The sequence below is a fragment of the Delftia sp. UME58 genome, assembly GCF_014170385.1.
In the GTDB taxonomy this organism is placed as follows: Bacteria; Pseudomonadota; Gammaproteobacteria; order Burkholderiales; family Burkholderiaceae_C; genus Comamonas; species Comamonas acidovorans.
Map to the genome: position 1 here is coordinate 70,796 of NZ_LZZV01000086.1, position 18,754 is coordinate 89,549.

20 protein-coding genes are annotated in these 18,754 nt (G+C 68.3%); 18 read left to right on the plus strand and 2 right to left on the minus strand.

The genetic code is table 11. From position 1 onward, the window contains the following. The first annotated feature begins 58 nt into the window (after positions 1-58). The 8 genes from A9976_RS21235 to A9976_RS21270 all read left to right on the plus strand — a co-directional run bounded on the left by A9976_RS21235 (position 59) and on the right by A9976_RS21270 (position 7,141). On the plus strand, positions 59-649 hold the full coding sequence (locus tag A9976_RS21235; RefSeq protein WP_013804518.1) for a TetR/AcrR family transcriptional regulator: 591 nt from the start codon (positions 59-61) through the stop codon (positions 647-649). 137 nt (positions 650-786) lie between these two features. Continuing rightward, a complete protein-coding gene (locus tag A9976_RS21240) occupies positions 787-1,671 on the plus strand; it encodes an NAD(P)-dependent oxidoreductase (RefSeq protein ID WP_183020655.1) in 885 nt (294 codons plus the stop codon). Between the two features lie 22 nt (positions 1,672-1,693). Next, entirely contained in the window at positions 1,694-2,890 is a 1,197-nt protein-coding gene (locus A9976_RS21245) for an MFS transporter (protein WP_183020674.1), read from the plus strand. A gap of 183 nt (positions 2,891-3,073) precedes the next feature. After that, positions 3,074-3,604, plus strand: a complete 531-nt coding sequence (locus A9976_RS21250) for a cupin domain-containing protein (protein WP_183020656.1) — start codon at positions 3,074-3,076, stop codon at positions 3,602-3,604. 173 nt (positions 3,605-3,777) lie between these two features. Continuing rightward, on the plus strand, positions 3,778-4,608 hold the full coding sequence (locus A9976_RS21255) for an alpha/beta fold hydrolase (RefSeq protein ID WP_259649267.1): 831 nt from the start codon (positions 3,778-3,780) through the stop codon (positions 4,606-4,608). A gap of 22 nt (positions 4,609-4,630) precedes the next feature. Beyond that, the gene (locus A9976_RS21260; RefSeq protein ID WP_183020658.1) at positions 4,631-5,437 is read left to right on the plus strand and encodes an IclR family transcriptional regulator; all 807 of its coding nucleotides are present in this window, start codon (positions 4,631-4,633) and stop codon (positions 5,435-5,437) included. A gap of 54 nt (positions 5,438-5,491) precedes the next feature. Further along, entirely contained in the window at positions 5,492-6,289 is a 798-nt protein-coding gene (locus A9976_RS21265) for an aspartate dehydrogenase (RefSeq protein WP_183020659.1), read from the plus strand. A gap of 102 nt (positions 6,290-6,391) precedes the next feature. Next, positions 6,392-7,141 carry a 5'-methylthioadenosine/adenosylhomocysteine nucleosidase gene (locus A9976_RS21270; RefSeq protein WP_183020660.1) on the plus strand — a complete coding sequence of 250 codons (750 nt, stop codon included), beginning with the start codon at positions 6,392-6,394 and terminating at the stop codon, positions 7,139-7,141. 24 nt (positions 7,142-7,165) lie between these two features. On the opposite strand, the gene A9976_RS21275 is transcribed toward A9976_RS21270, so the two are convergent. Both A9976_RS21275 and A9976_RS21280 read right to left on the minus strand, forming a co-directional pair. After that, positions 7,166-7,474, minus strand: coding sequence for an XRE family transcriptional regulator (locus tag A9976_RS21275; protein ID WP_183020661.1), 309 nt, complete (start codon positions 7,472-7,474; stop codon positions 7,166-7,168). Beyond that, complete coding sequence (locus A9976_RS21280) at positions 7,471-7,818, minus strand: type II toxin-antitoxin system RelE/ParE family toxin (protein ID WP_071954163.1); 348 nt, start codon at positions 7,816-7,818, stop codon at positions 7,471-7,473. The genes A9976_RS21275 and A9976_RS21280 overlap by 4 nt, the downstream gene beginning before the upstream one ends. Before the next feature lie 904 nt (positions 7,819-8,722). Between A9976_RS21280 and A9976_RS21285 the strand changes: the two genes are divergently transcribed. The 10 genes from A9976_RS21285 to A9976_RS21330 are packed head-to-tail and all read left to right on the plus strand — an operon-like array spanning position 8,723 to position 18,696. Then, positions 8,723-9,493, plus strand: a complete 771-nt coding sequence (locus A9976_RS21285) for an SDR family oxidoreductase (protein WP_012202888.1) — start codon at positions 8,723-8,725, stop codon at positions 9,491-9,493. Between the two features lie 12 nt (positions 9,494-9,505). Further along, positions 9,506-10,378, plus strand: a complete 873-nt coding sequence (locus A9976_RS21290; RefSeq protein ID WP_183020662.1) for an IclR family transcriptional regulator — start codon at positions 9,506-9,508, stop codon at positions 10,376-10,378. Continuing rightward, positions 10,371-11,168, plus strand: a complete 798-nt coding sequence (locus A9976_RS21295) for an SDR family oxidoreductase (protein WP_183020663.1) — start codon at positions 10,371-10,373, stop codon at positions 11,166-11,168. Before A9976_RS21290 ends, A9976_RS21295 begins: the two co-directional genes overlap by 8 nt. A gap of 34 nt (positions 11,169-11,202) precedes the next feature. After that, a complete protein-coding gene (locus A9976_RS21300) occupies positions 11,203-12,909 on the plus strand; it encodes a thiamine pyrophosphate-binding protein (protein ID WP_183020664.1) in 1,707 nt (568 codons plus the stop codon). Between the two features lie 35 nt (positions 12,910-12,944). Next, positions 12,945-14,420 carry an aldehyde dehydrogenase gene (locus A9976_RS21305; protein ID WP_012202892.1) on the plus strand — a complete coding sequence of 492 codons (1,476 nt, stop codon included), beginning with the start codon at positions 12,945-12,947 and terminating at the stop codon, positions 14,418-14,420. A 12-nt stretch (positions 14,421-14,432) separates the two neighbouring features. Next, a complete protein-coding gene (locus A9976_RS21310; RefSeq protein ID WP_183020665.1) occupies positions 14,433-15,395 on the plus strand; it encodes a VOC family protein in 963 nt (320 codons plus the stop codon). A 52-nt stretch (positions 15,396-15,447) separates the two neighbouring features. Then, positions 15,448-16,425 (plus strand): tripartite tricarboxylate transporter substrate binding protein, encoded by a 978-nt coding sequence (locus tag A9976_RS21315; protein ID WP_013804505.1) that lies wholly within the window; start codon positions 15,448-15,450, stop codon positions 16,423-16,425. A gap of 43 nt (positions 16,426-16,468) precedes the next feature. After that, positions 16,469-16,690 carry a recombinase-like helix-turn-helix domain-containing protein gene (locus A9976_RS21320; RefSeq protein WP_012202895.1) on the plus strand — a complete coding sequence of 74 codons (222 nt, stop codon included), beginning with the start codon at positions 16,469-16,471 and terminating at the stop codon, positions 16,688-16,690. 24 nt (positions 16,691-16,714) lie between these two features. Beyond that, positions 16,715-17,740 (plus strand): aromatic ring-hydroxylating dioxygenase subunit alpha, encoded by a 1,026-nt coding sequence (locus A9976_RS21325; RefSeq protein ID WP_012202896.1) that lies wholly within the window; start codon positions 16,715-16,717, stop codon positions 17,738-17,740. Further along, positions 17,737-18,696 (plus strand): PDR/VanB family oxidoreductase, encoded by a 960-nt coding sequence (locus tag A9976_RS21330; protein WP_012202897.1) that lies wholly within the window; start codon positions 17,737-17,739, stop codon positions 18,694-18,696. The genes A9976_RS21325 and A9976_RS21330 overlap by 4 nt, the downstream gene beginning before the upstream one ends. Positions 18,697-18,754 lie beyond the last annotated feature (58 nt).

Genomic DNA, 18,754 nt, shown 5'->3' on the forward strand with positions numbered 1-18,754 from the left:
AGCCGTGAAACGGCCGCCTACATTGATTGGAATGATCGTTCCAATTCAATGAGCCACCATGCGCACCAAGGACTTCGACCCCGATGACATCGCTGACGCCGCCATGCAGGTCTTCTGGCAGCGCGGCTACGCGGCCACCTCGGTGCAGGACCTGGTGGACGGCACGGGCCTGTCGCGCAGCAGCCTGTACGGCACCTTCGAGAACAAGCAGGGGCTGTTCCAGCATGCGCTGCGCCGCTATGAGGCCGTGACCACCTCCAACGTGGAACTGCTGTCCGGCCCGGGACGCGCCCGGGACCTGGTGCGGCAGCTGCTGCTGCGCATCGTGCAGGACGAATTGAGCGATGCCGGGCGCCGTGGCTGCCTGGTCGCCAATGCCGCGCTGGAGCTGGCCGGCCATGACGAGGCCGTGGCCGAGAGGGTGGCCGGCAACTTCCAGCGCCTGCAAAAGGCGCTGGAAAAGCTCATCCTGCGCGGCCAGCAGGAAGGCGACATCACCGACAGCAAAAAGCCGCGCGCCCTGGCGCGCTTCGTCCTGAACACCGTGCAGGGCCTGCGCGTGCTGGGCAAGGGCAGCAGCGCGCCGCAGCGCCGCCAGTGCCTGATGGACGTGGTCGACGTGGTCGACATGGCGCTGCAGGCGCAATAGCCGGCCACCCGTCACCCGCCGCGCGCATGTCGTGCCGTTGCGGGTTTTTATTTTCCTCAAATTGGAATGATCGTTCCAATAACCCCGGATTTCAGTGTTCCGTGTCTGTTTCACTCTCTCATCACCCTGGAGTTCCCATGCATTCAAACCTTCAAACCACCATTGCCGTGCTCGGCACGGGCCTGATCGGTGCGCCCGTCGCGCGCAACCTGCAACGCAAGGGTTTCACCGTCCGCGCCTGGAACCGGACGGCCGCCAAGGCCCAGGCCCTTGCGGCCGACGGCGTTCAGGCCTGCGGCGATGTGGCCGACGCCGTGCGTGGCGCCCGCATCGTCGTCACCGTGCTCAAGGACGGCCCGGCCGTGCTGCAGGCCATGCAGGCTGCAGCGCCAGCATTGCAGCCGGGCACGCTGTGGCTGCAACTGAGCACGGTGGGTGTGGACGCCATCGCGCCGCTGGCGCAATTCGCCGATCGGCATGGCCTGGTGTTCTACGACTGCCCCGTGCAGGGCACGCGCCAGCCTGCCGAGCAGGGCCAGCTGGTCATCCTGGCCGCAGGCCCGCTGGCGCAGCGCGGCCAGGTGCAGCCGGTGTTCGATGCCATTGGCAAACGCAGCCTGTGGATTGCGCAGCAGGCAGGCGCCGCCAGCCGGCTCAAGCTGGCGCTCAACCACTGGGCCTTCGCACTCACGCATGGCCTGGCCGAAAGCCTGGCGCTGGCCAAGGGGCTGGGCATAGAGCCGGCCCTGGTGGTCGATGCCGTCACGGGCGGGCCCATGGACAGCGGCTTCTTCCAGGCCAAGGCCGCTGCCATGCTGTCAGGCCGCTACGACGCCAGCTTCACCGTGGCCAATGCCGTCAAGGACGCGCAACTGGTGGCCGATGCCGCAGCCGGCGCAGGCCTGCTGCTGGATGGCGCCCAGGCCGGGCTGCGCCGCTTCGAGCGCGCGCTGGCCGCCGGGCATGGCGACAAGGACATGGCGGCATCCCACCTGGCATCCCATCCAGCCTCCCATGCCTGAGATGCGCAGCGAGGAAAAGGCAATGAACCAGCCCATGGACACCTCCGGCGACACAGGCCTGCCGCTGGGCAGGCTGCTGGCCCTGGCGATGGCAGGCTTTCTGGCCATCATGACCGAGACCCTGCCGGCCGGCCTGCTGCCCCAGATCGGCACGGGACTGGCAGTGTCCGAAGCCATGGCCGGCCAGATGGTCACGCTGTACGCGCTGGGTTCGGTACTGGCCGCCATTCCCGTCGTGGCCGCCACGCGCGGCCTCAGGCGCCGGCCGCTGTTCATGGCGGTGGTGGGCGGGCTGCTGCTTTTCAACAGCCTCACCGCGCTGTCCGGCCACTACGGCCTGACCCTGGTCGCCCGCTTTGCCGCAGGCATGGCTGCCGGCGTGATCTGGGGGCTGGTGGCCGGCTATGCGCGGCGCATGGTGCCGCCGCATCTGCAGGGGCGCGCACTGGCCGTGGCGGGCGTGGGCCAGCCGCTGGCCCTGGCGGCCGGCGTGCCGCTGGGCGCCTGGCTGGGCAGCCTGTTCGACTGGCGCGGCGTGTTCTGGGCGCTGTCGGCGCTGTGCCTGCTGCTGCTGGCCTGGGTGCGGCTGGGTGTGCCGGATTACGCCGGGCAGACGGCGCACCAACGCCAGCCCGTGGCGCGCATCCTGCTCGTACCCGGCGTGCGCCCCGTGCTGCTGGCGCTGTTCGGCTGGATGCTGGCCCACAACATGCTCTACACCTTCATCGCGCCCTTCCTGGCTTCGGCGGGTCTGGGGCAAAGGGTGGATGGGGTGCTGCTGCTGTTCGGCCTTGCGGCCATTGCCGGTATCTGGCTCACGGGCCTGCTGGTGGACCGCTGGCTGCGCGCGCTCACCGTGCTGAGCCTGGCCTTGTTCGCCGTGTCTGCGCTGGTGCTGGGCCTGGCCGGGCAGTCGGCCGTGGCCGTTCTGATCGGGGTTGCGGCCTGGGGCCTGAGCTTTGGCGGCGCACCCACGCTGCTGCAGACCGCGCTGGCCGACGCGGCAGGCGAGGGCGCTGACGTGGCCCAGTCCATGCTGGTGACGGTCTTCAACCTGGCCGTGGCGAGCGGCGGCGTGGCCGGCGGACTGCTGCTGGGCTGGCGGGGTGCCTCCGCCTTGCCCTGGGCGCTGGCGGTGTTGGCGCTGGCCTGCCTGTCCGTGGTCTGGCCGGCCAGCCAGGCGGGCTTTCGGCCTGGGCGGCGCAGCATGGCTGCCTGAGGCACTCGCATCGCTGTTCCCTGAACAGACTGGGCAGCAAAGGGGCCACATGCCGCTGCGCATGTGGCCCTTGTTGCGTGCGATCAATCTTTCTATAATTGTTTTACCCCATGAACTGTGATTCATGGATAAAACAAACGGCGCCTTCCCCGCCATGATCCACCGACGTTGATGGAGAGACACATGTCCGAATCCGCTCAGAACACGCCCCGCACCTGGGACCAGCCCGAAGGCTCCAGCTTCGAACAATGGATGGAGTCGCGCGTGGCGCGGTTTTCCACGCGCAAGTACGACTTCGATGCGCTGAAGTTCCAGGCCGACTTCGACCCCAAGTACCGCCGTGGCCAGATGCGCTACATCGGCACGGGCGGCACGGGCGTGGCGTCGGACAGCAATACCATTCCGTCCGAGAACTTCACCTTCTCCACCATGGTCATCCCGGCCGGCAATGAAGGCCCCTCGCACCTGCACACGGATGTGGAGGAAGTCTTCTTCCTGATCCGCGGCAAGCTCAAGCTCGTGCTGGAGAAGGACGGCCAGCGCTTCGAGACCATCCTCACCGACCGCGACGTGGTCTCCGTGCCGCCCGGCGTGTACCGCGAGGAAATCAACATCGGCGACGAAGACGCGCTGATGTGCGTGATGCTGGGCGCCAAGAAGCCCATCACGCCCACATACCCGCCCGAGCACCCTCTGGCAAAAATCAAACGTTAGAAATGGAGCACCCCCTGAGGCGCTTCGCGCCTTCCCCCTTGAAAGGGGGACGACAGCCTCGCGGCGGGGCGGCCCTTGCTGGCTGTCCCTGGCCTGGATCGTGCCAGTCTCATGGCTGAAGGGCCATGCCACCGCCATGGATAACTGAAATGACCCCCTCGGTAACAGCATGCATGGAGCAGCGCCTTCAGGCGCAGTTCCCCGAACACCTCATCGCCCTGCCCGGTGGCGCTCAGGCCGCCTGGCGCGAGGCCGGCGACACGGCCTCGGACTTTGCCGTGGTGATGCTGCACGGCATCAGCTCGGGCGCCGCCTCCTGGCTGGACGTGGCCCTGGAGCTGGCGCCGCGCACGCGTGTGCTGGCCTGGGACGCGCCCGGCTACGGCCGCTCCACGCCGCTGGCACCCGCCGCGCCCACGGGCGCCGACTACGCCCGCGTGCTGGAGCAGTCGCTGCAGGCGCTGGGCGTGCGCCGCTGCCTGCTGGTGGGCCACTCGCTGGGCGCGCTCATGGGCACGCCCTGGGCGGTGCAGGCCGGTGCCGGGCGCGTGCGGCAACTGGTGCTGATCAGCCCCGCTGGCGGCTATGGCGCACCCGGCATGGGCGAGCAGCAGGCCAAGGTACGCCAGGGCCGTCTTGCGGCCCTGCAGGAAAAAGGCATCGAAGGCCTGGCCGCCGCCATCGACCAGCGCCTGGTCTCGCCCGCCGCGCCCGAGCCCGTGCGCCGATGGGTGCGCTGGAACACGGCGCGCCTGCATGCTGCCGGCTACGCCCAGGCCGTGGAGCTGCTGTGCGGCAGCGACCTGGGGCAGGCGGCGGGGCAACTGGCCATGCCGGTCGAGGTCTGGGTGGGCGAGCACGACGTGGTCACGCCGCCCGCTGCCTGCGCGGCCTGGGCCCAAAGGCTGGGCGCGCGGTACGTTACGCTTGCGGCAGCCGGCCATGCCTCTGTCGTCGAACAACCTGCGGATGTCGCACAGAGGCTGGCCACCCTGCTGACCTGATGGCCTACCGGCCCGAATTGCGATGAGCGACACCTCCGAAACCCTCTCGAACGACAACGACCGCTACACCGTCCCCGCGCTGGAGCGCGGCCTGCGCCTGCTGGCCTGCTTCACGCCTTCGCAGCCCGTGTGGAGCGCGCCCGACCTGGCGCGCACCCTGGCGCTGCCGCGTTCCACGGTGTTCCGGATGCTGACGACGCTGGAGAACATGGGGTATCTGCAACGCTCGGGCACCGAGTACCGGCTGGGCCTGTCCGTGCTGCGCCTGGGCTACGACTACCTGTCCACCCAGCCGCTGGCCCAGCTGGCCGAGCCCGTGCTGCAGGCGCTATGCGAGCGCCTGGGCTTCACCACCAACCTGGCGCTGCTGGACGGCACCTCCGTGGTCTACGTGGCGCGCATTGCGCCGGCCGGCGCCTTCCAGGGCGCCGTGCGCGTGGGCTCGCGCCTGCCGGCCCATGCCACCGTGCTAGGCCGCGCCCTGCTGCAGGACATGGACGCAGACCAGCTGCGCCAGCTCTTCGGCGGCAGCGAACTGCCGCAATTCTCGGAAAGCACGCCGCGCGACGTGCAGCAACTGCAGCAACTGCTGCTGCAGGACCGCGAGCGCGGCTACGCCATGGGCGAGGGCTTCTACGAGCCCGGCGTCTCCAGCATTGCCGCGCCCGTGCGCGATGCGCAGGGCCGCATCATCGCGGGCCTGGGCATGGCCGTGGCCTTCACCGAAATCGCACCCGGGCGCATGGCGCACTGGGTGGAACAGGTGCGCGAGGCCGCCGTCGAACTGACGGGCCACCTGCGCACCCAGCATCCTGGTTTTCTGCGCTGAGGAACTGGTGCTCCCACCGGCCTTCAGCGCGTTCTTGCTCAGAAAGAAATGACGATGAATATTGCTGTGATTGGCTGCGGTGCGATTGGCGCCAGCGTGCTCGAACTGCTCAAGGGCCATGCCGCGGTGCAAGTGGGCTGGGTGCTTGTTCCCGAAGTGACGGACGCCGTGCGCTCCACCCTGGCCCGGCATGCGCCCCAGGCCCGCGCACTGCCTGCGCTGGCGGCCGAAGACCGGCCCGACCTCATCGTCGAATGCGCAGGCCATGCCGCCATCGAAGAGCATGTGCTGCCCGCCCTGCGGCGCGGCATTCCTGCCGTCGTGGCCTCCATCGGCGCACTCAGCGCCCCCGGCATGGCCGAGGCCGTGCAGGCCGCGGCCGAGGCCGGAGGCACCCAGGTGCAATTGCTGTCGGGCGCCATCGGCGGCGTGGATGCGCTGGCCGCCGCGCGCATCGGCGGCCTGGACGAAGTGGTCTACACCGGCCGCAAGCCGCCCCTGGCCTGGACCGGCACGCCCGCAGAACAGCGCTGCGACCTCGCCAGCCTCAAGAAAGCCTTCTGCATCTTCGAAGGCAGCGCACGCGAGGCCGCCCAGCTCTACCCCAAGAACGCCAACGTGGCCGCCACCCTGTCGCTGGCCGGCATGGGCCTGGACCGCACCACGGTGCGCCTGTACGCCGACCCGGCCGTGGACGAGAACGTGCACCATGTGGCCGCGCGCGGCGCCTTCGGTTCCATGGAATTGACCATGCGCGGCAAGCCGCTGGAGGCCAACCCCAAGACCTCGGCCCTCACCGTCTACAGCGTGGTGCGCGCCGTGCTCAACCAGGCCACGGCCATCGCCATCTGAGCCGGAGCGGGCGCGGGCTCGCGGCACAATGGCACTTTCGCCCCGCAGGCGGCCCCCGGGCCGCCTTTGCTCTTTGCCTGTGCCGTTGAAAGAGAAGCCACCATGACCATCGCCATCCTCAGTGCCCTGCCGCAGGAACAGGAAGGCCTGGTCCATGCCATGTCCGACGCCCAGGGCACGGCCCACGCCGGCCGCATGTTCTGGCGCGGGCGCCTGCATGGGCACGACGTGGTCTGCGCGCTGTCAGGCATAGGCAAGGTGGCGGCGGCCACCACGGCCACGGCGCTGATCGAACGCTTCGGCGTGCGCCGCATCGCCTTCACCGGCGTGGCCGGTGGCCTGGGCGAAGGCGTGCGCGTGGGCGATGTCGTCGTGGCCGGCGAATACCTGCAGCACGACCTGGACGCCTCGCCCATCTTCCCGCGCTGGGAAATGCCCGGCTACGGCCGCACGCGCCTGCCCTGCGACCCCGAAATGACGGCCGCGCTGCTGGCCGCCGCCCAGGCCTGCGTGGCCGAGGCGGGCGAAGACCTGCGCGCCGCCCACGCCGCCACGGCGCCGCGCGCGCACCAGGGGCTGATTGCCAGTGGTGACCAGTTCGTGGGCACGGCAGGGGCTTCGCAGGCCCTGGCGCAGGGCCTGCGGGCTGCGGGGCATGAGGTGCTGGCGGTGGAGATGGAAGGGGCCGCCGTGGCGCAGGCCTGCCTGGACTATGGCGTGCCGTTTGCGGCGATGCGGACGGTTTCCGATCGGGCGGATGACAGTGCGCATGTGGACTTTGCGGAGTTTGTGCGGGTGGTGGCGAGCCGGTACGCGTTGCGGGTTGTTGATGGGTTTTTGCGGCGGCTGTAAGCGCAGCGCTGGGCGGTCGTGCTTTTATGCCGCTGATGCCTGGGGAACCGTCGCATCGTCCAGTTCAAAGTGCAAAGCCGTGCCAAGCGCCACGCTGGCGCGGGCCAACGTGGCCAGGGTGACGCCGGTGTCGTTTTCGTCCAGCAGGCGGTTCACCACCATGCGGCTGGTGCGCATGCGTGTCGCCATCTCGGTCTTGCTGACTTTCTGGGCTTTCATCGCCTGTGCGAATTGCCAGGAAATCACCCGCTTCACTGCGATAGCTGTGGCCTCCTCAAGCAGGCCTTCTTCTTCGAGGAAGTCATCGAAATTGCTGCCTAGATGTTTGTTCATGGGGTATTCCTCAGCTTCTTGAGCCGGTTTCTGGCAGTTGTCAGATCCGGCCCGGGGGTGTTGGCCGACTTCTTGATGAAGCCATGCAGCAGAACCATTTTTCCATTCTGGGCCGTGAATAGGACACGTGCGATGCCATCGGCAATGCTGCACCGCACCTCCCACAGTCCTGGCTCCATCTTGCGTACTACCGGCATGCCCAGAGGCCAGTTGTATTGGACGGTCTTGATATCGGCGCCGATGGCTTTGCGGTCTTCCACCGTAAGTTCACGAAGCCAGTCACGCACGGGCTCCTTGCCGGCATCGGATCGGTAGAAGACAACGGAAAGAATGGGCTCTTCCATCGGAAAAGTGTATCTAAAAAAGTACTATTTTGCTGCGTATCGTTACTGATGACCGTGCAGCCCGTGTGTCATCGGAGGCCAAAGCTTTGACGCTGGAATTGAGGGGAATTCCTGCCACTGTGGTTGCTTGGTTTGATGCATGGTTCCTGGCCCGGCAGCCGATGGCCCTTCTTGATTCGCCAAGAAAGGTCAGGTCACAGACGGCAACCCGAATGCCCACGACCCCTTCGCTGCGCTGCCGGGCAACCCCGCAGGCGGCCCGACGCAGGCGCTGACATACGGGGAATTTGCTCGGGCCTTCGCTGCGCTCGGCCGGATAGACGTGCGGGCAGCCTTGCGGGTAGCCCCATCCCATCCAAAACCGTGTGGACGTGCGGGTGCGATGCCCACTGTCCGTGCGGGTGCGATGCCCACTGTCCAAGTGTTCAGACGTGACGAGGCCTCACTTTCGGGGAGGCTCTGCCGCTGTGTGTTGATGGTGTTTTCAAGCACCAGCCCCGGAACAGGGGGTCACCGAAATCATAGAGGCATTCCACAACCCCGCCTCAAACCCCAGGCCGAGCGAAGCGAAGGCCCGCACTCACTCCCCGTATGTCAGCGCCTGCGCCGTGGTCATTCGGGTCGTCTTTCTTTTGCCTCCTTTTCTTTGACGAATCAAAGAAAAGGAGGTCGGCCGCCGGGCCGAAACCCGGCTCCCGCCCGCAGGGCGGGCATGTCCTCACAAGCCATAAAAGCCCCCATCCAAAACACACCCAGACACACCTCTGTCATCCATTTCCCACACGCCTCCGTGTTTTCCCCAATCCCACCCCGAACCATCAGTCCTAAACTCACGCTTGTTTCAAGAAAAAAGTGTCATTTCAAATTTGAAACAGACACAAACCCCCTTCGATTGAGGTACGCCATGAACACCACGCCCTCCACAGGCCAGCTTGCCGGCCGCCGCATCCTCGTCACAGGCTCGGCGCGCGGCCTGGGCTTTGCGTTCGCCAAGGCCTTTTGCGAGCAGGGCGCGCGTGTCGCCATGGCCGATCTGCGCGAGGAGCTGCTGGCCGAGTCCGTGGCCCGGCTGCGTGCGCAGGGCTTCGAGGCCCATGGCTTCGGGCTGGATGCCGGCAATCCGGAGTCGATAGAGCGCTGCGCGCAGCAGGCGGTGCAGGCGCTGGGCGGGCTGGACGGCCTGGTGAACAACGCGGCCGTGACCGATTCGGGCGGCAAGGGCATGGACGACATCGATCTGGACAAGTGGGACCAGGTGATGAACGTGAACGTGCGCGGCGTGTGGCTGATGACGCGTGCCTGCCGCGCCGCGCTGCGCGACAGCGGCCGGGGCGCCATCGTCAACCTGGCGTCCGACACCGCGATGTGGGGCGCCCCCAACCTGATGGCCTATGTGGCCAGCAAGGGCGCGGTAATGGCCATGACGCGCTCCATGGCGCGCGAGCTGGGGGCCGACGGCATCACCATCAACGCCGTGGCGCCGGGCCTGGTGCTGGTGGAGGCCACGGAGTACGTGCCTGAGCATCGCCACCGCCTGTACATCGACCAGCGCGCGCTGCAGCGCGAGCAGCGGCCCGAGGATGTGTCGGGCGCCGTGGCCTATGCCCTGTCCGATGGCGCGCGCTTCGTGACGGGGCAGGTGCTGCCCGTCAACGGCGGCTTCGTGATGAATTGAAGGGGTTTCGCCATGACCGACACCCCCTCTTCCGAGAACACCGAGAGCGCGGACAACGGCGCCGACAAGTACATGGTGCCCGCGCTGGAGCGCGGCCTGCGCCTGCTGCAGGAGTTCGGGCGCGGCAATGCCACGCTGGGCGCGCCCGAGCTGGCGCGCCGCCTGCAGCTGCCGCGCGCCACGATTTTCCGCATGCTCAACACGCTGGAGGCCATGGGCTTTCTGCAGCGCGCCGAGGGCAGCAATGACTACCGGCTGGGCCTGTCCGTGCTGCGCCTGGGCTTCGAGTTCCTGTCGTCCATGGACCTGACCGAGCTGGGCCAGCCCGTGATCGCGCGGCTGTGCGGCGAGATCCGCTACCCCTGCAACATCGTGGTGCGCGATGGCCGCTCCATCGTCTACGTGGCCAAGGTGACGCCACCCACGCCGCTGACCAGTTCGGTGCGCGTGGGCACGCGCCTGCCTGCCCATGCCACGGCCCTGGGCCGCGTGCTGCTGGCCGACCTGTCCCTGCCCGAGCTGCGCACGCTCTACCCCGAGGAGCACCTGGAAGCGCACACGCCCAAGACACCGCGCACGGTGCTGGATCTGTTCAACCTGGTCGAGGCCGACCGCGAGCGCGGCCATGTGTTCAGCGAAGGCTTCTACGAAAGCTCCATCTGCACCATCGCCGCGCCCGTGCGCGACCACAGCGGCCGCGTGGTGGCGGCGCTGGGCACGACGGTCCCCGCGCCCCATGTGGAGGAGGGCCGTGCCCAGGCCCTGATCGCCGGCGTCTGCGACGCGGCGGCCGAGCTGTCCGAGCTGCTGAACTACCGGCCGCAAACGCAGACGGCACAGCTGCTTTCCCTCAATTCCCGGCGCGCAGGAGGCGGCCATGTTTGATTCCCAACTCAAGGACACCACGGCCGTCGTCACCGGCGGCTCTTCGGGCATCGGCCTGGCCACGGTCGATCTGCTGCTGTCGCAGGGCGCGCGTGTCGCCCTGTGCGGGCGCAGCGCCGAACGCCTGGAGCAGGCCGTGCAGCAGCTGCGCGGGCGCCATCCCGAGGCCCGCCTGTTCGCCCAGGCCTGCGACGTGCTCGACGCCGCCCAGGTGCAGCAGTTCGCGCGCGACAGCGAGGCTGCGCTGGGTCCGGCCTCCATCCTCGTGAACAACGCGGGCCAGGGCCGGGTCTCGACGTTTGCCAGCACCGACGATGCGGCCTGGACCGAGGAGCTGCACCTGAAGTTCTTCTCGGTACTGCATCCCACGCGCGCCTTTTTGCCGCAGCTCGAGCGCACGGCGCAGCCGGCCATCGTCTGCGTCAATTCGCTGCTGGCCTCGCAGCCCGAGCCGCACATGGTGGCCACCTCGGCGGCGCGCGCCGGCCTCAAGAACCTGGTGCGCTCCATGGCCACCGAGTTCGCGCCCAAGGGCGTGCGCGTCAACGGCATCCTGGTCGGCCTGATCGAGTCCGGCCAGTGGCGCCGCCGCTTCGAGGCGCGCGAGGACCGCAGCCAGGACTGGAACGCCTGGAGCGCCGAGCTCGCCCGCAAGAAGTCCATTCCGCTGGGCCGCCTGGGCTCGCCCGACGAGGCCGCACGCGCCATCTTCTATCTCGCCACGCCCCTGTCCTCCTACACGACCGGCAGCCACATCGACGTCTCCGGTGGTCTTGCACGGCAAGCGTAGTGCTTCAGCCCCTTCACCCGATTCAAAGCAGAACATGACTTCTTCCGCATCCAAAATCACCGTCGGCGCCGTTGTGGCCCAGTTCCTCGAGCACTGCGGCGTGCAGGCCGCGTTCGGGGTGATCTCCATCCACAACATGCCCATCCTGGACGCGATGAATGCGCGGGGCAAGGTGCGCTTCGTGATGGCGCGCGGCGAGGCCGGCGCCGGCAACATGGCCGATGCCTGCGCGCGTTCCACCTCCAGCCTGGGCGTGTGCATCACCAGCACCGGCCCGGCCGCAGGCAACATCGCCGGCAGCCTGGTGGAGGCCTATACGGCCGGCACGCCGCTGCTGCACATCACGGGCCAGATCGAGACGCAGTACCTGGACCAGAAGCTGTCGTACATCCACGAGGCGCCCGACCAGCTGACCATGCTGGGCGCCGTGTCCAAGGCGGCGTTCCGCGTGCGCAGCGCCGAGACCTGCCTGTCCACCCTGAAGGCCGCCGTGCAGGCCGCCATGACCGCACCCACGGGCCCGGTGAGCGTGGAGATTCCGATCGACATCCAGCAGACCGTGATCGACATGCCGGCCGACCTGTCGCCGCTGCCGGTGGCCGTGCTGGCGCCCAGCGAGGCATCGCTGGATGCGCTGGCCGACACGCTGGCCAAGGCACGCCGCCCGCTGCTGTGGCTGGGTGGCGGCGCACGCCACGCAGTCGCTGCCGTGCAGCGCCTGAAGGCGCTGGGCTTCGGCATCGTCAGCACGGGCCAGGGCCGCGGCATCGTGGCCGAGGACGATCCGGCCTCGCTGGGCGCCTACAACATCCAAAAGCCCGTGGAGGCCTTCTACCAGCGCTGCGACGCCATGCTGGCCGTGGGCACGCGCCTGCGCAGCAACGAGACGCTGAAGTACGAACTGAAGCTGCCGCGCCCGCTGCTGCGCATCGATGTGGACGCCGCCCAGCAGGGCCGCTGCTACGCCGATGACGGCTTTGTCTGCGGCGACTCGGCCCTGGCGCTGACAGGCCTGGCCGACCGGCTGGAGGCGCGCGGCTACAAGGCCGACCCCGAGCTGCTGGCCGACCTGCGCCAGGTGCACGACGAGGCCGTGGCCACCATGCGCGACGGCCTGGGCCCGTACAGCGTGCTGGTGCAGCAGCTGCAAAAGGCCGTGGGCCGCAACTTCAACTGGGTGCGCGACGTGACCGTTTCCAACAGCACCTGGGGCAATCGCGAGCTGCGCTTTTTCGAGCCCAACGCGGGCGTGCACGCCACGGGCGGCGGCATCGGCATGGGCATGCCCATGGCCATCGGCGCGGCCGTGGGCGCGGCGGTCAGCGGCTCGGGCCGCAAGACGCTGGGCCTGGCGGGTGACGGCGGCTTCATCCTGAACCTGGGCGAGCTGGCCACGCTGGTGCAGGAAGAGTGCGACACCCTGATCGTGCTGATGAACGACCAGCGCTACGGCGTGATCCAGAACATCCAGGACGCCTCCTACGGCGGCCGCCGCTGCTATGTGGAACTGCACACGCCCGACTACGCGCAGCTGTGCGCCTCCATCCAGCTGCCCCATGCTCGCGTGCAGAACCTTGACGAGCTGCCCGCCGTTCTGGCCTCGGCCTGGCCGAAGAAGGGCCCCTTCCTGCTGGAGATCGACATGCGCGCCATCGGCAATTTCAAGGCCACGTTCTCGGGCCCGCCCGTGAACAAGCTGGACCAGATCCCGGCCACCAGCACGGCCACCAAGGCCGCCTGAGGCGGCTGGATTCGAACGAACGAGAGAGGCTCACCATGTCGAACCTGGAACTGCTCCCCATCAACATCGCCGGCGAATGGCGCCTGGGCGGCGGAGGCGAATCCACCACGCTTTATCCCGCCACCGGCGAAGTGGTGGGTCGCCTGCGCGCGCCCAGCCTGGAGGATGTGGAGGAGGCCATCCAGAAGGCCGACCACGCCTTCCGCACCAGCGGCTGGGCCCAGAAAAAGCCCCATGAGCGCGCGGCCGTGCTGCACCGCGTGGCCCAGCTGATCCGCGAGCGCGCCGAGCCCCTGGCCCAGCTGCAGCGCCTGGACAACGGCAAGCCCATCAAGGAAACACGCATGCTGGTGGCCAGCGCCGCCGCCACCTTCCAGTTCTTTGCAGCCGCCTGCGAGACCATGGAGGAAACCATCACGCCCTCGCGCGGCGACTTCATGACCATGAGCGTGTACGAGCCCATGGGCGTGGTGGCGGCCATCACGCCGTGGAACTCGCCGATCGCCAGCGAGGCGCAAAAGCTGGCGCCCGCGCTGGCCGCCGGCAACGCCGTGGTCGTCAAGCCCGCCGAGGCCACGCCGCTGCTGGCGCTGGAGCTGGCCAGGATCTGCGAAGAGGCCGGCGTGCCCAAGGGCCTGGTCAGCGTGCTGCCGGGCCGGGGCTCGGTGATCGGCGATGCCATCACCAAGCATCCGCTGGTCAAGCGCGTGTCGTTCACGGGCGGCACGTCCACGGGCAAGCACATCGCCCACATCGCGGCCGACAAGATGATGCCGGTCTCGCTGGAGCTGGGCGGCAAGTCGGCCACCATGGTGCTGGCCGATGCCGACATCGACCATGCCGTCAACGGCGTGCTCTACGGCATCTTCAGCTCCTCGGGCGAGTCGTGCATCGCGGGCTCGCGCCTGTTCGTGGCGCGCAGCCTGCATGCCGAATTCATGCAGCGCCTCACGGCCAAGGCCGCCGCGCTGCAGGTGGGCGACCCGGCTGACGAGCGCACGCAGATGGGGCCGCTGATCACCGCCAAGCACCGCGAATCCATAGAGAGCTATGTGGCCCTGGGCCTGTCCGAGGGCGGCCGGCTGCTCACGGGCGGCCAGCGGCCCGAGGGCGCGCAGTTCGAGCGCGGCTACTACTACCGCCCGACCATCATCGACGGCGTGAAGAACGACTGGCAGATCTGCCAGCAGGAAATCTTCGGCCCCGTGCTCGTGGCCATGCCCTTCGACAACGAGGACGACCTGCTCGCCCAGGCCAACGACAGCGTCTACGCGCTGGCCGCCGGCATCTGGACGCGCGACTACAAGAGCGCCTGGCGCATAGGCCGCGCCGTGCAGGCCGGCACGGTCTGGATCAACACCTACAAGCAGTTCTCCATCTCCACGCCCTTCGGCGGCTGGCGCGACAGCGGCCTGGGCCGCGAGAAGGGACGGCTGGGCATACAGCAGTACATGGAGCAAAAGAGCATGTACTGGGGCTTGAACGACCAGCCTTTGGCCTGGGCGAACTGAAAGGGAATCGACATGAGCGTACTGGGCATAGACGAAATCACCTACGGCGCGGACGACCTGGCCACCTGCCGCCGCTTCTTCCTGGACTGGGGCCTGGCGCTGGTGCAGGAAGCGGACGACCGGCTGGTGTTCGAGACCCTCAACGGCTGCCGCGTGATCGTGGCCGCCGTGGACCATCCCGATCTGCCGCCCGCCATCGAGGCGGGCCCCACGCTGCGCGAAGTGGTCTGGGGCGTGGAAAGCGAGGCGGACCTTGCGCTGTACGCCAGCCGCATTGCCGCGCTGCCAGGGTTCACGCAGGGCCAGGGCCGCATAGGCTGCACCGATCCCAACGGCCTGTCCGTGCGCCTGCAGGTCACGCAAAAGCGTGATGTGGATGTGCAGGGCGCCGCCTACAACACCTGGAACCGCAAGGACCGCGTCAACCAGGCCAGCCCGGCCTACGAACGCGCCCAGCCCATCGAGGTCGGCCATGTGGTGTTCTTCGTCAAGGACGTGCAGGCCTGCGAGCGCTTCTACGTGGACCACTTCGGCTTCGCGGCCTCGGACCGCTACCCCGAGCGCGGAGCCTTCCTGCGCTGCGCGCCTGACGGCGGCCACCACGACATCTTCCTGCTGCAGCGCCCCGCCAAGGACGCGGGCCTGAACCACGTGGCCTTCACGGTGCGCGACATCCACGAGGTCTTCGGCGGCGGCATGCACATCTCGCGCTGCGGCTGGGACACCCAGCTGGGCCCGGGCCGCCATCCCGTGTCCTCGGCCTATTTCTGGTACTTCCGCAATCCGGCCGGCGCCCTGGTCGAGTACTACGCCGACGAGGACCAGCTCACCGCCGACTGGCAGCCGCGCGAGTTCGAGCCCGGCCCCACGGTGTTTGCCGAATGGGCCATCGATGGCGGCATCGACGGCAACACCCGGCGCCAAAAAGGCGTGGGTACCAGCGACGGGAAATTCATCACCGACAAGCGGCATTGAGACCGCGCCTGACGGCCTACCCCCACAACCCAACCACCCCACGGCCCCCACCATGAACAAGACACGTCGCCAGGTTTCTCTTGCCGCTGCATTCCTGGCTGCAGCCACGCTGTCCGGCACCGCGATGGCCCAGGCCTATCCGGCCAAGCCCATCACCATCATCGTGGCCTATCCGGCCGGTGGCGACACCGATGCCATGGCGCGGCTGTATGCCGAGAAGCTGTCCACGCGCCTGGGCCAGCCCGTGCTGGTGGACAACCGCCCCGGCGCCAGCGGCACCATCGGCAGCGTGCATGTGGCCAAGGCCGCGCCGGACGGCTACACCCTGCTGCTGGCGCCCAATACCTTCGCCATCGCGCAGTTCGTGCTCAAGACGGCCTCGGGCTCCAGCTACGACGTGCTGCACGGCTTCACGCCCATCGTGCAGACCAGCGTGCAGCCCATGTTCGTGGCCACCAACCAGGCCTCGGGCATCAAGGACATGAAGACCCTGATCGCCCAGGGCAAGCGCGACGGCCTGACCTACGCCAGCCCCGGCAGCGGCTCGCCCATGCACATCCTGGGCGAGATGTTCAACCGCGCCGCCGGCACGCGCATCGCCCACATTCCCTACAAGGGCGTGGCGCCCGCCGTCAACGACCTGATCGGCGGCCATGTGCCCACGACCTTCATGACCTGGGGCCCGATCGCGCCCTACATCGGCGGCAAGGTCACCGCCCTGGCCGTGGCCGACAGCCAGCGCAGCGCGCTGGCCCCCAATGTGCCCACCCTGGCCGAGCTGGGCGTCAAGGACGTGGAAGTGTCCGCATGGCAGGGCCTGTTCGGCCCCAAGGGCATGTCGCCCGAGACCGTGAAGCTGCTGAACACGCACCTCAACGAGATCCTGAAGATGCCCGACGTGGTCTCCAAGATGGCCACCTTCGGCGCGCTGCCCGCAGGCGGCGAGCCCGCGAGGCTTGAGAAGACCAATGCAGCGGACTTCAACCGCTTCGGCAAGCTCATCAAAGACCTGGACATCCGCGCCGACTGAGCGCAGCCAACCCCACACAAGACAGTTTTCGAAGGAGAGAACCATGGCCGCTGATCGCTATCTCGAGCCGCACCAGGCGCGCGAACGTGCCCCCACCCTGATGGAAGACCTGCTGGGCGATTCCATCGAGCGCGCCTTCGGCGAAGGCGTGCAGACCCTGCCCGAACTGGTGGCCTATCTCAACCGCAGCGGCCCCGCCGGCGAGAACGGCCAGGCCTGGACCGAAGACAGCTTCCAGGCGCTGATGGCGCGGCTGGGCTATTGATACCGAGCAGGACTGGAGAGCCCCATGAACGTACAAACCATCACCATCGATCCGGTGGACGGCCTGCTCAACAAAGGCCTGAAGAACCTCTGGTACGCGGTCTGCCCCTCGGACTTCGTGAAGACCCAGCCCGTGTCGGTGCGCCGCTTCGGCCGCAAGATCGCGCTGTGGCGCGATGCCGCCGGCCAGGTCCATGCGCTGGAGGACCATTGCCCGCACCGCGGCGCGCCGCTGTCGCAGGGCGTGATCCTGGGCGACCGCCTGGCCTGCCCCTACCACGGCGTGGAAGTGCGCGGCGACGGCACGGTGACCAAGGTACCCGGCAGCCCCGGCTGCAAGCTCGAAGGCTCGCGCGCGGCACTGGCCTTCCATGCACGCGAGGCGCATGGCGCCATCTTCCTCTACAACAGCGACAAGGCCGTTGACGAGGCGCCCGAGTTCACGCTGCCCGAGGAGCTGACCTCGCCCGAGTACTCCAACTTCCTGTGCTATGCCGAGTGGCGCAGCGACTACCGCTATGCGCTGGACAACGTCATGGACCCCATGCACGGCACCTTCCTGCACAAGCAGTCGCACTCCATGGCCGAGGGCGACAGCAAGGCCACGTTCCAGGTGCGCGAGACCGATGACGGCTTCGTCTTCGAGAAGGTGGGTCAGCGCGGCGTGAACTTCGACTGGACCGAGTGGGGCAGCACGGGCGTGCACTGGATGCGCCTGGAGATCCCCTATCCCAAGACCGGCGGCCCCGGCGGCAACTTCGCCATCGTGGCCTGCGTCACGCCCATCAGCGCCGACCTGTGCGCCGTGTTCTTCTGGCGCTGCCGCAAGGTGCAGGGCTGGATGCGCGACACCTGGCGCTTCCTGTACCGCAACCGCCTGGAGGCGCGCCACTGGGCCGTGCTGGAGCAGGACCGGATCATGATGGAGCAGATGGAGCTGGACGCCAACGAGCGCGAGAACCTCTACCAGCACGACATCGGCCTGGTGCGCCTGCGCCGCCACCTGCGCCGCCTGGCCCAGGAGCAGATCGACGAAGGCGCCGCATCATGAGCACCAACCTCCAGGCCTTCGTGCACACGCTGCGCTTCGAGGCCCAGGACACCATCAGCGTGGACCTGCGGCCCGTGGCGGGCGGGGAGCTTCCCGCCTTCACGCCGGGCTCGCACATCGATCTGCACCTGCCCAACGGCCTGGTGCGCAGCTACTCGCTGAGCAACCCCAGCGAAGAGCGCCACCGCTACGTGGTCGGCGTGCTGCGCGACCGCGCCAGCCGCGGCGGCTCGCGCTGCGTGCACGAGTCGCTGCGCGTGGGCATGCCCATCACCATCTCCGAGCCGCGCAACCATTTCGCGCTGGACGAAAGCGCCGCGCACACCGTGCTGGTGGCCGGCGGCATCGGCATCACGCCGCTGCTGTGCATGGCGCGCCGGCTCAAGGGCCAGGGCCGCTCGTTCGAGATGCTGTACTTCGCCCGCGAGCGCAAGGGCGCGGCCTTCCTGGAAGAGCTGCAGGCGCTGGGCATGCCGCTGCACCTGCACTTCGACAGCGAGGCCGGCGGCCCGCCCGACCTGCGCGCGCTGCTGGCCCAACGCCAGCCCGACGCGGGCACGCACCACTACGCCTGCGGCCCCACGCCCATGCTGGACGCCTTCGAGAAGTTCTGCGCCGAGCTGGGCCACGCCAACGCCCACGTCGAGCGCTTCACGCCCGTGGAGGTCAAGGCCGCCGACGACGCGCGCAGCAACTACACGGTGGAGCTCAAGCGCAGCGGCCGCTTCATCGAGATCACGCCCGAGAAGTCGCTGCTCGACACCCTGCTGGATGCCGGCATCCAGATGGACCACAGCTGCTGCGAAGGCGTCTGCGGCTCCTGCGAGACGCGTGTGCTCGAAGGCATTCCGGACCACCGCGACTCGGTGCTCAGCCCCAAGGAAAAGGCCAGCAACAAGGTGATGATGGTCTGCGTTTCCGGCTGCAAGAGCGAGCGACTGGTCCTGGATATCTGAGCAGGCAATCAGACCTGCAAGGCAACAACCCACCACCCCCAAGCCACCACCCCAGAGG

What these genes read in the sequence shown, in the direction of transcription:
- A9976_RS21235 (WP_013804518.1), top strand. Translation starts at nt 59, where the DNA reads ATGCGCACCAAGGACTTCGACCCCGATGACATCGCTGACGCCGCCATG.
- A9976_RS21240 (WP_183020655.1), top strand. Translation starts at nt 787, where the DNA reads ATGCATTCAAACCTTCAAACCACCATTGCCGTGCTCGGCACGGGCCTG.
- A9976_RS21245 (WP_183020674.1), top strand. Translation starts at nt 1,694, where the DNA reads ATGAACCAGCCCATGGACACCTCCGGCGACACAGGCCTGCCGCTGGGC.
- A9976_RS21250 (WP_183020656.1), top strand. Translation starts at nt 3,074, where the DNA reads ATGTCCGAATCCGCTCAGAACACGCCCCGCACCTGGGACCAGCCCGAA.
- A9976_RS21255 (WP_259649267.1), top strand. Translation starts at nt 3,778, where the DNA reads ATGGAGCAGCGCCTTCAGGCGCAGTTCCCCGAACACCTCATCGCCCTG.
- A9976_RS21260 (WP_183020658.1), top strand. Translation starts at nt 4,631, where the DNA reads ATGAGCGACACCTCCGAAACCCTCTCGAACGACAACGACCGCTACACC.
- A9976_RS21265 (WP_183020659.1), top strand. Translation starts at nt 5,492, where the DNA reads ATGAATATTGCTGTGATTGGCTGCGGTGCGATTGGCGCCAGCGTGCTC.
- A9976_RS21270 (WP_183020660.1), top strand. Translation starts at nt 6,392, where the DNA reads ATGACCATCGCCATCCTCAGTGCCCTGCCGCAGGAACAGGAAGGCCTG.
- A9976_RS21275 (WP_183020661.1), bottom strand. Translation starts at nt 7,474, where the DNA reads ATGAACAAACATCTAGGCAGCAATTTCGATGACTTCCTCGAAGAAGAA.
- A9976_RS21280 (WP_071954163.1), bottom strand. Translation starts at nt 7,818, where the DNA reads ATGGAAGAGCCCATTCTTTCCGTTGTCTTCTACCGATCCGATGCCGGC.
- A9976_RS21285 (WP_012202888.1), top strand. Translation starts at nt 8,723, where the DNA reads ATGAACACCACGCCCTCCACAGGCCAGCTTGCCGGCCGCCGCATCCTC.
- A9976_RS21290 (WP_183020662.1), top strand. Translation starts at nt 9,506, where the DNA reads ATGACCGACACCCCCTCTTCCGAGAACACCGAGAGCGCGGACAACGGC.
- A9976_RS21295 (WP_183020663.1), top strand. Translation starts at nt 10,371, where the DNA reads ATGTTTGATTCCCAACTCAAGGACACCACGGCCGTCGTCACCGGCGGC.
- A9976_RS21300 (WP_183020664.1), top strand. Translation starts at nt 11,203, where the DNA reads ATGACTTCTTCCGCATCCAAAATCACCGTCGGCGCCGTTGTGGCCCAG.
- A9976_RS21305 (WP_012202892.1), top strand. Translation starts at nt 12,945, where the DNA reads ATGTCGAACCTGGAACTGCTCCCCATCAACATCGCCGGCGAATGGCGC.
- A9976_RS21310 (WP_183020665.1), top strand. Translation starts at nt 14,433, where the DNA reads ATGAGCGTACTGGGCATAGACGAAATCACCTACGGCGCGGACGACCTG.
- A9976_RS21315 (WP_013804505.1), top strand. Translation starts at nt 15,448, where the DNA reads ATGAACAAGACACGTCGCCAGGTTTCTCTTGCCGCTGCATTCCTGGCT.
- A9976_RS21320 (WP_012202895.1), top strand. Translation starts at nt 16,469, where the DNA reads ATGGCCGCTGATCGCTATCTCGAGCCGCACCAGGCGCGCGAACGTGCC.
- A9976_RS21325 (WP_012202896.1), top strand. Translation starts at nt 16,715, where the DNA reads ATGAACGTACAAACCATCACCATCGATCCGGTGGACGGCCTGCTCAAC.
- A9976_RS21330 (WP_012202897.1), top strand. Translation starts at nt 17,737, where the DNA reads ATGAGCACCAACCTCCAGGCCTTCGTGCACACGCTGCGCTTCGAGGCC.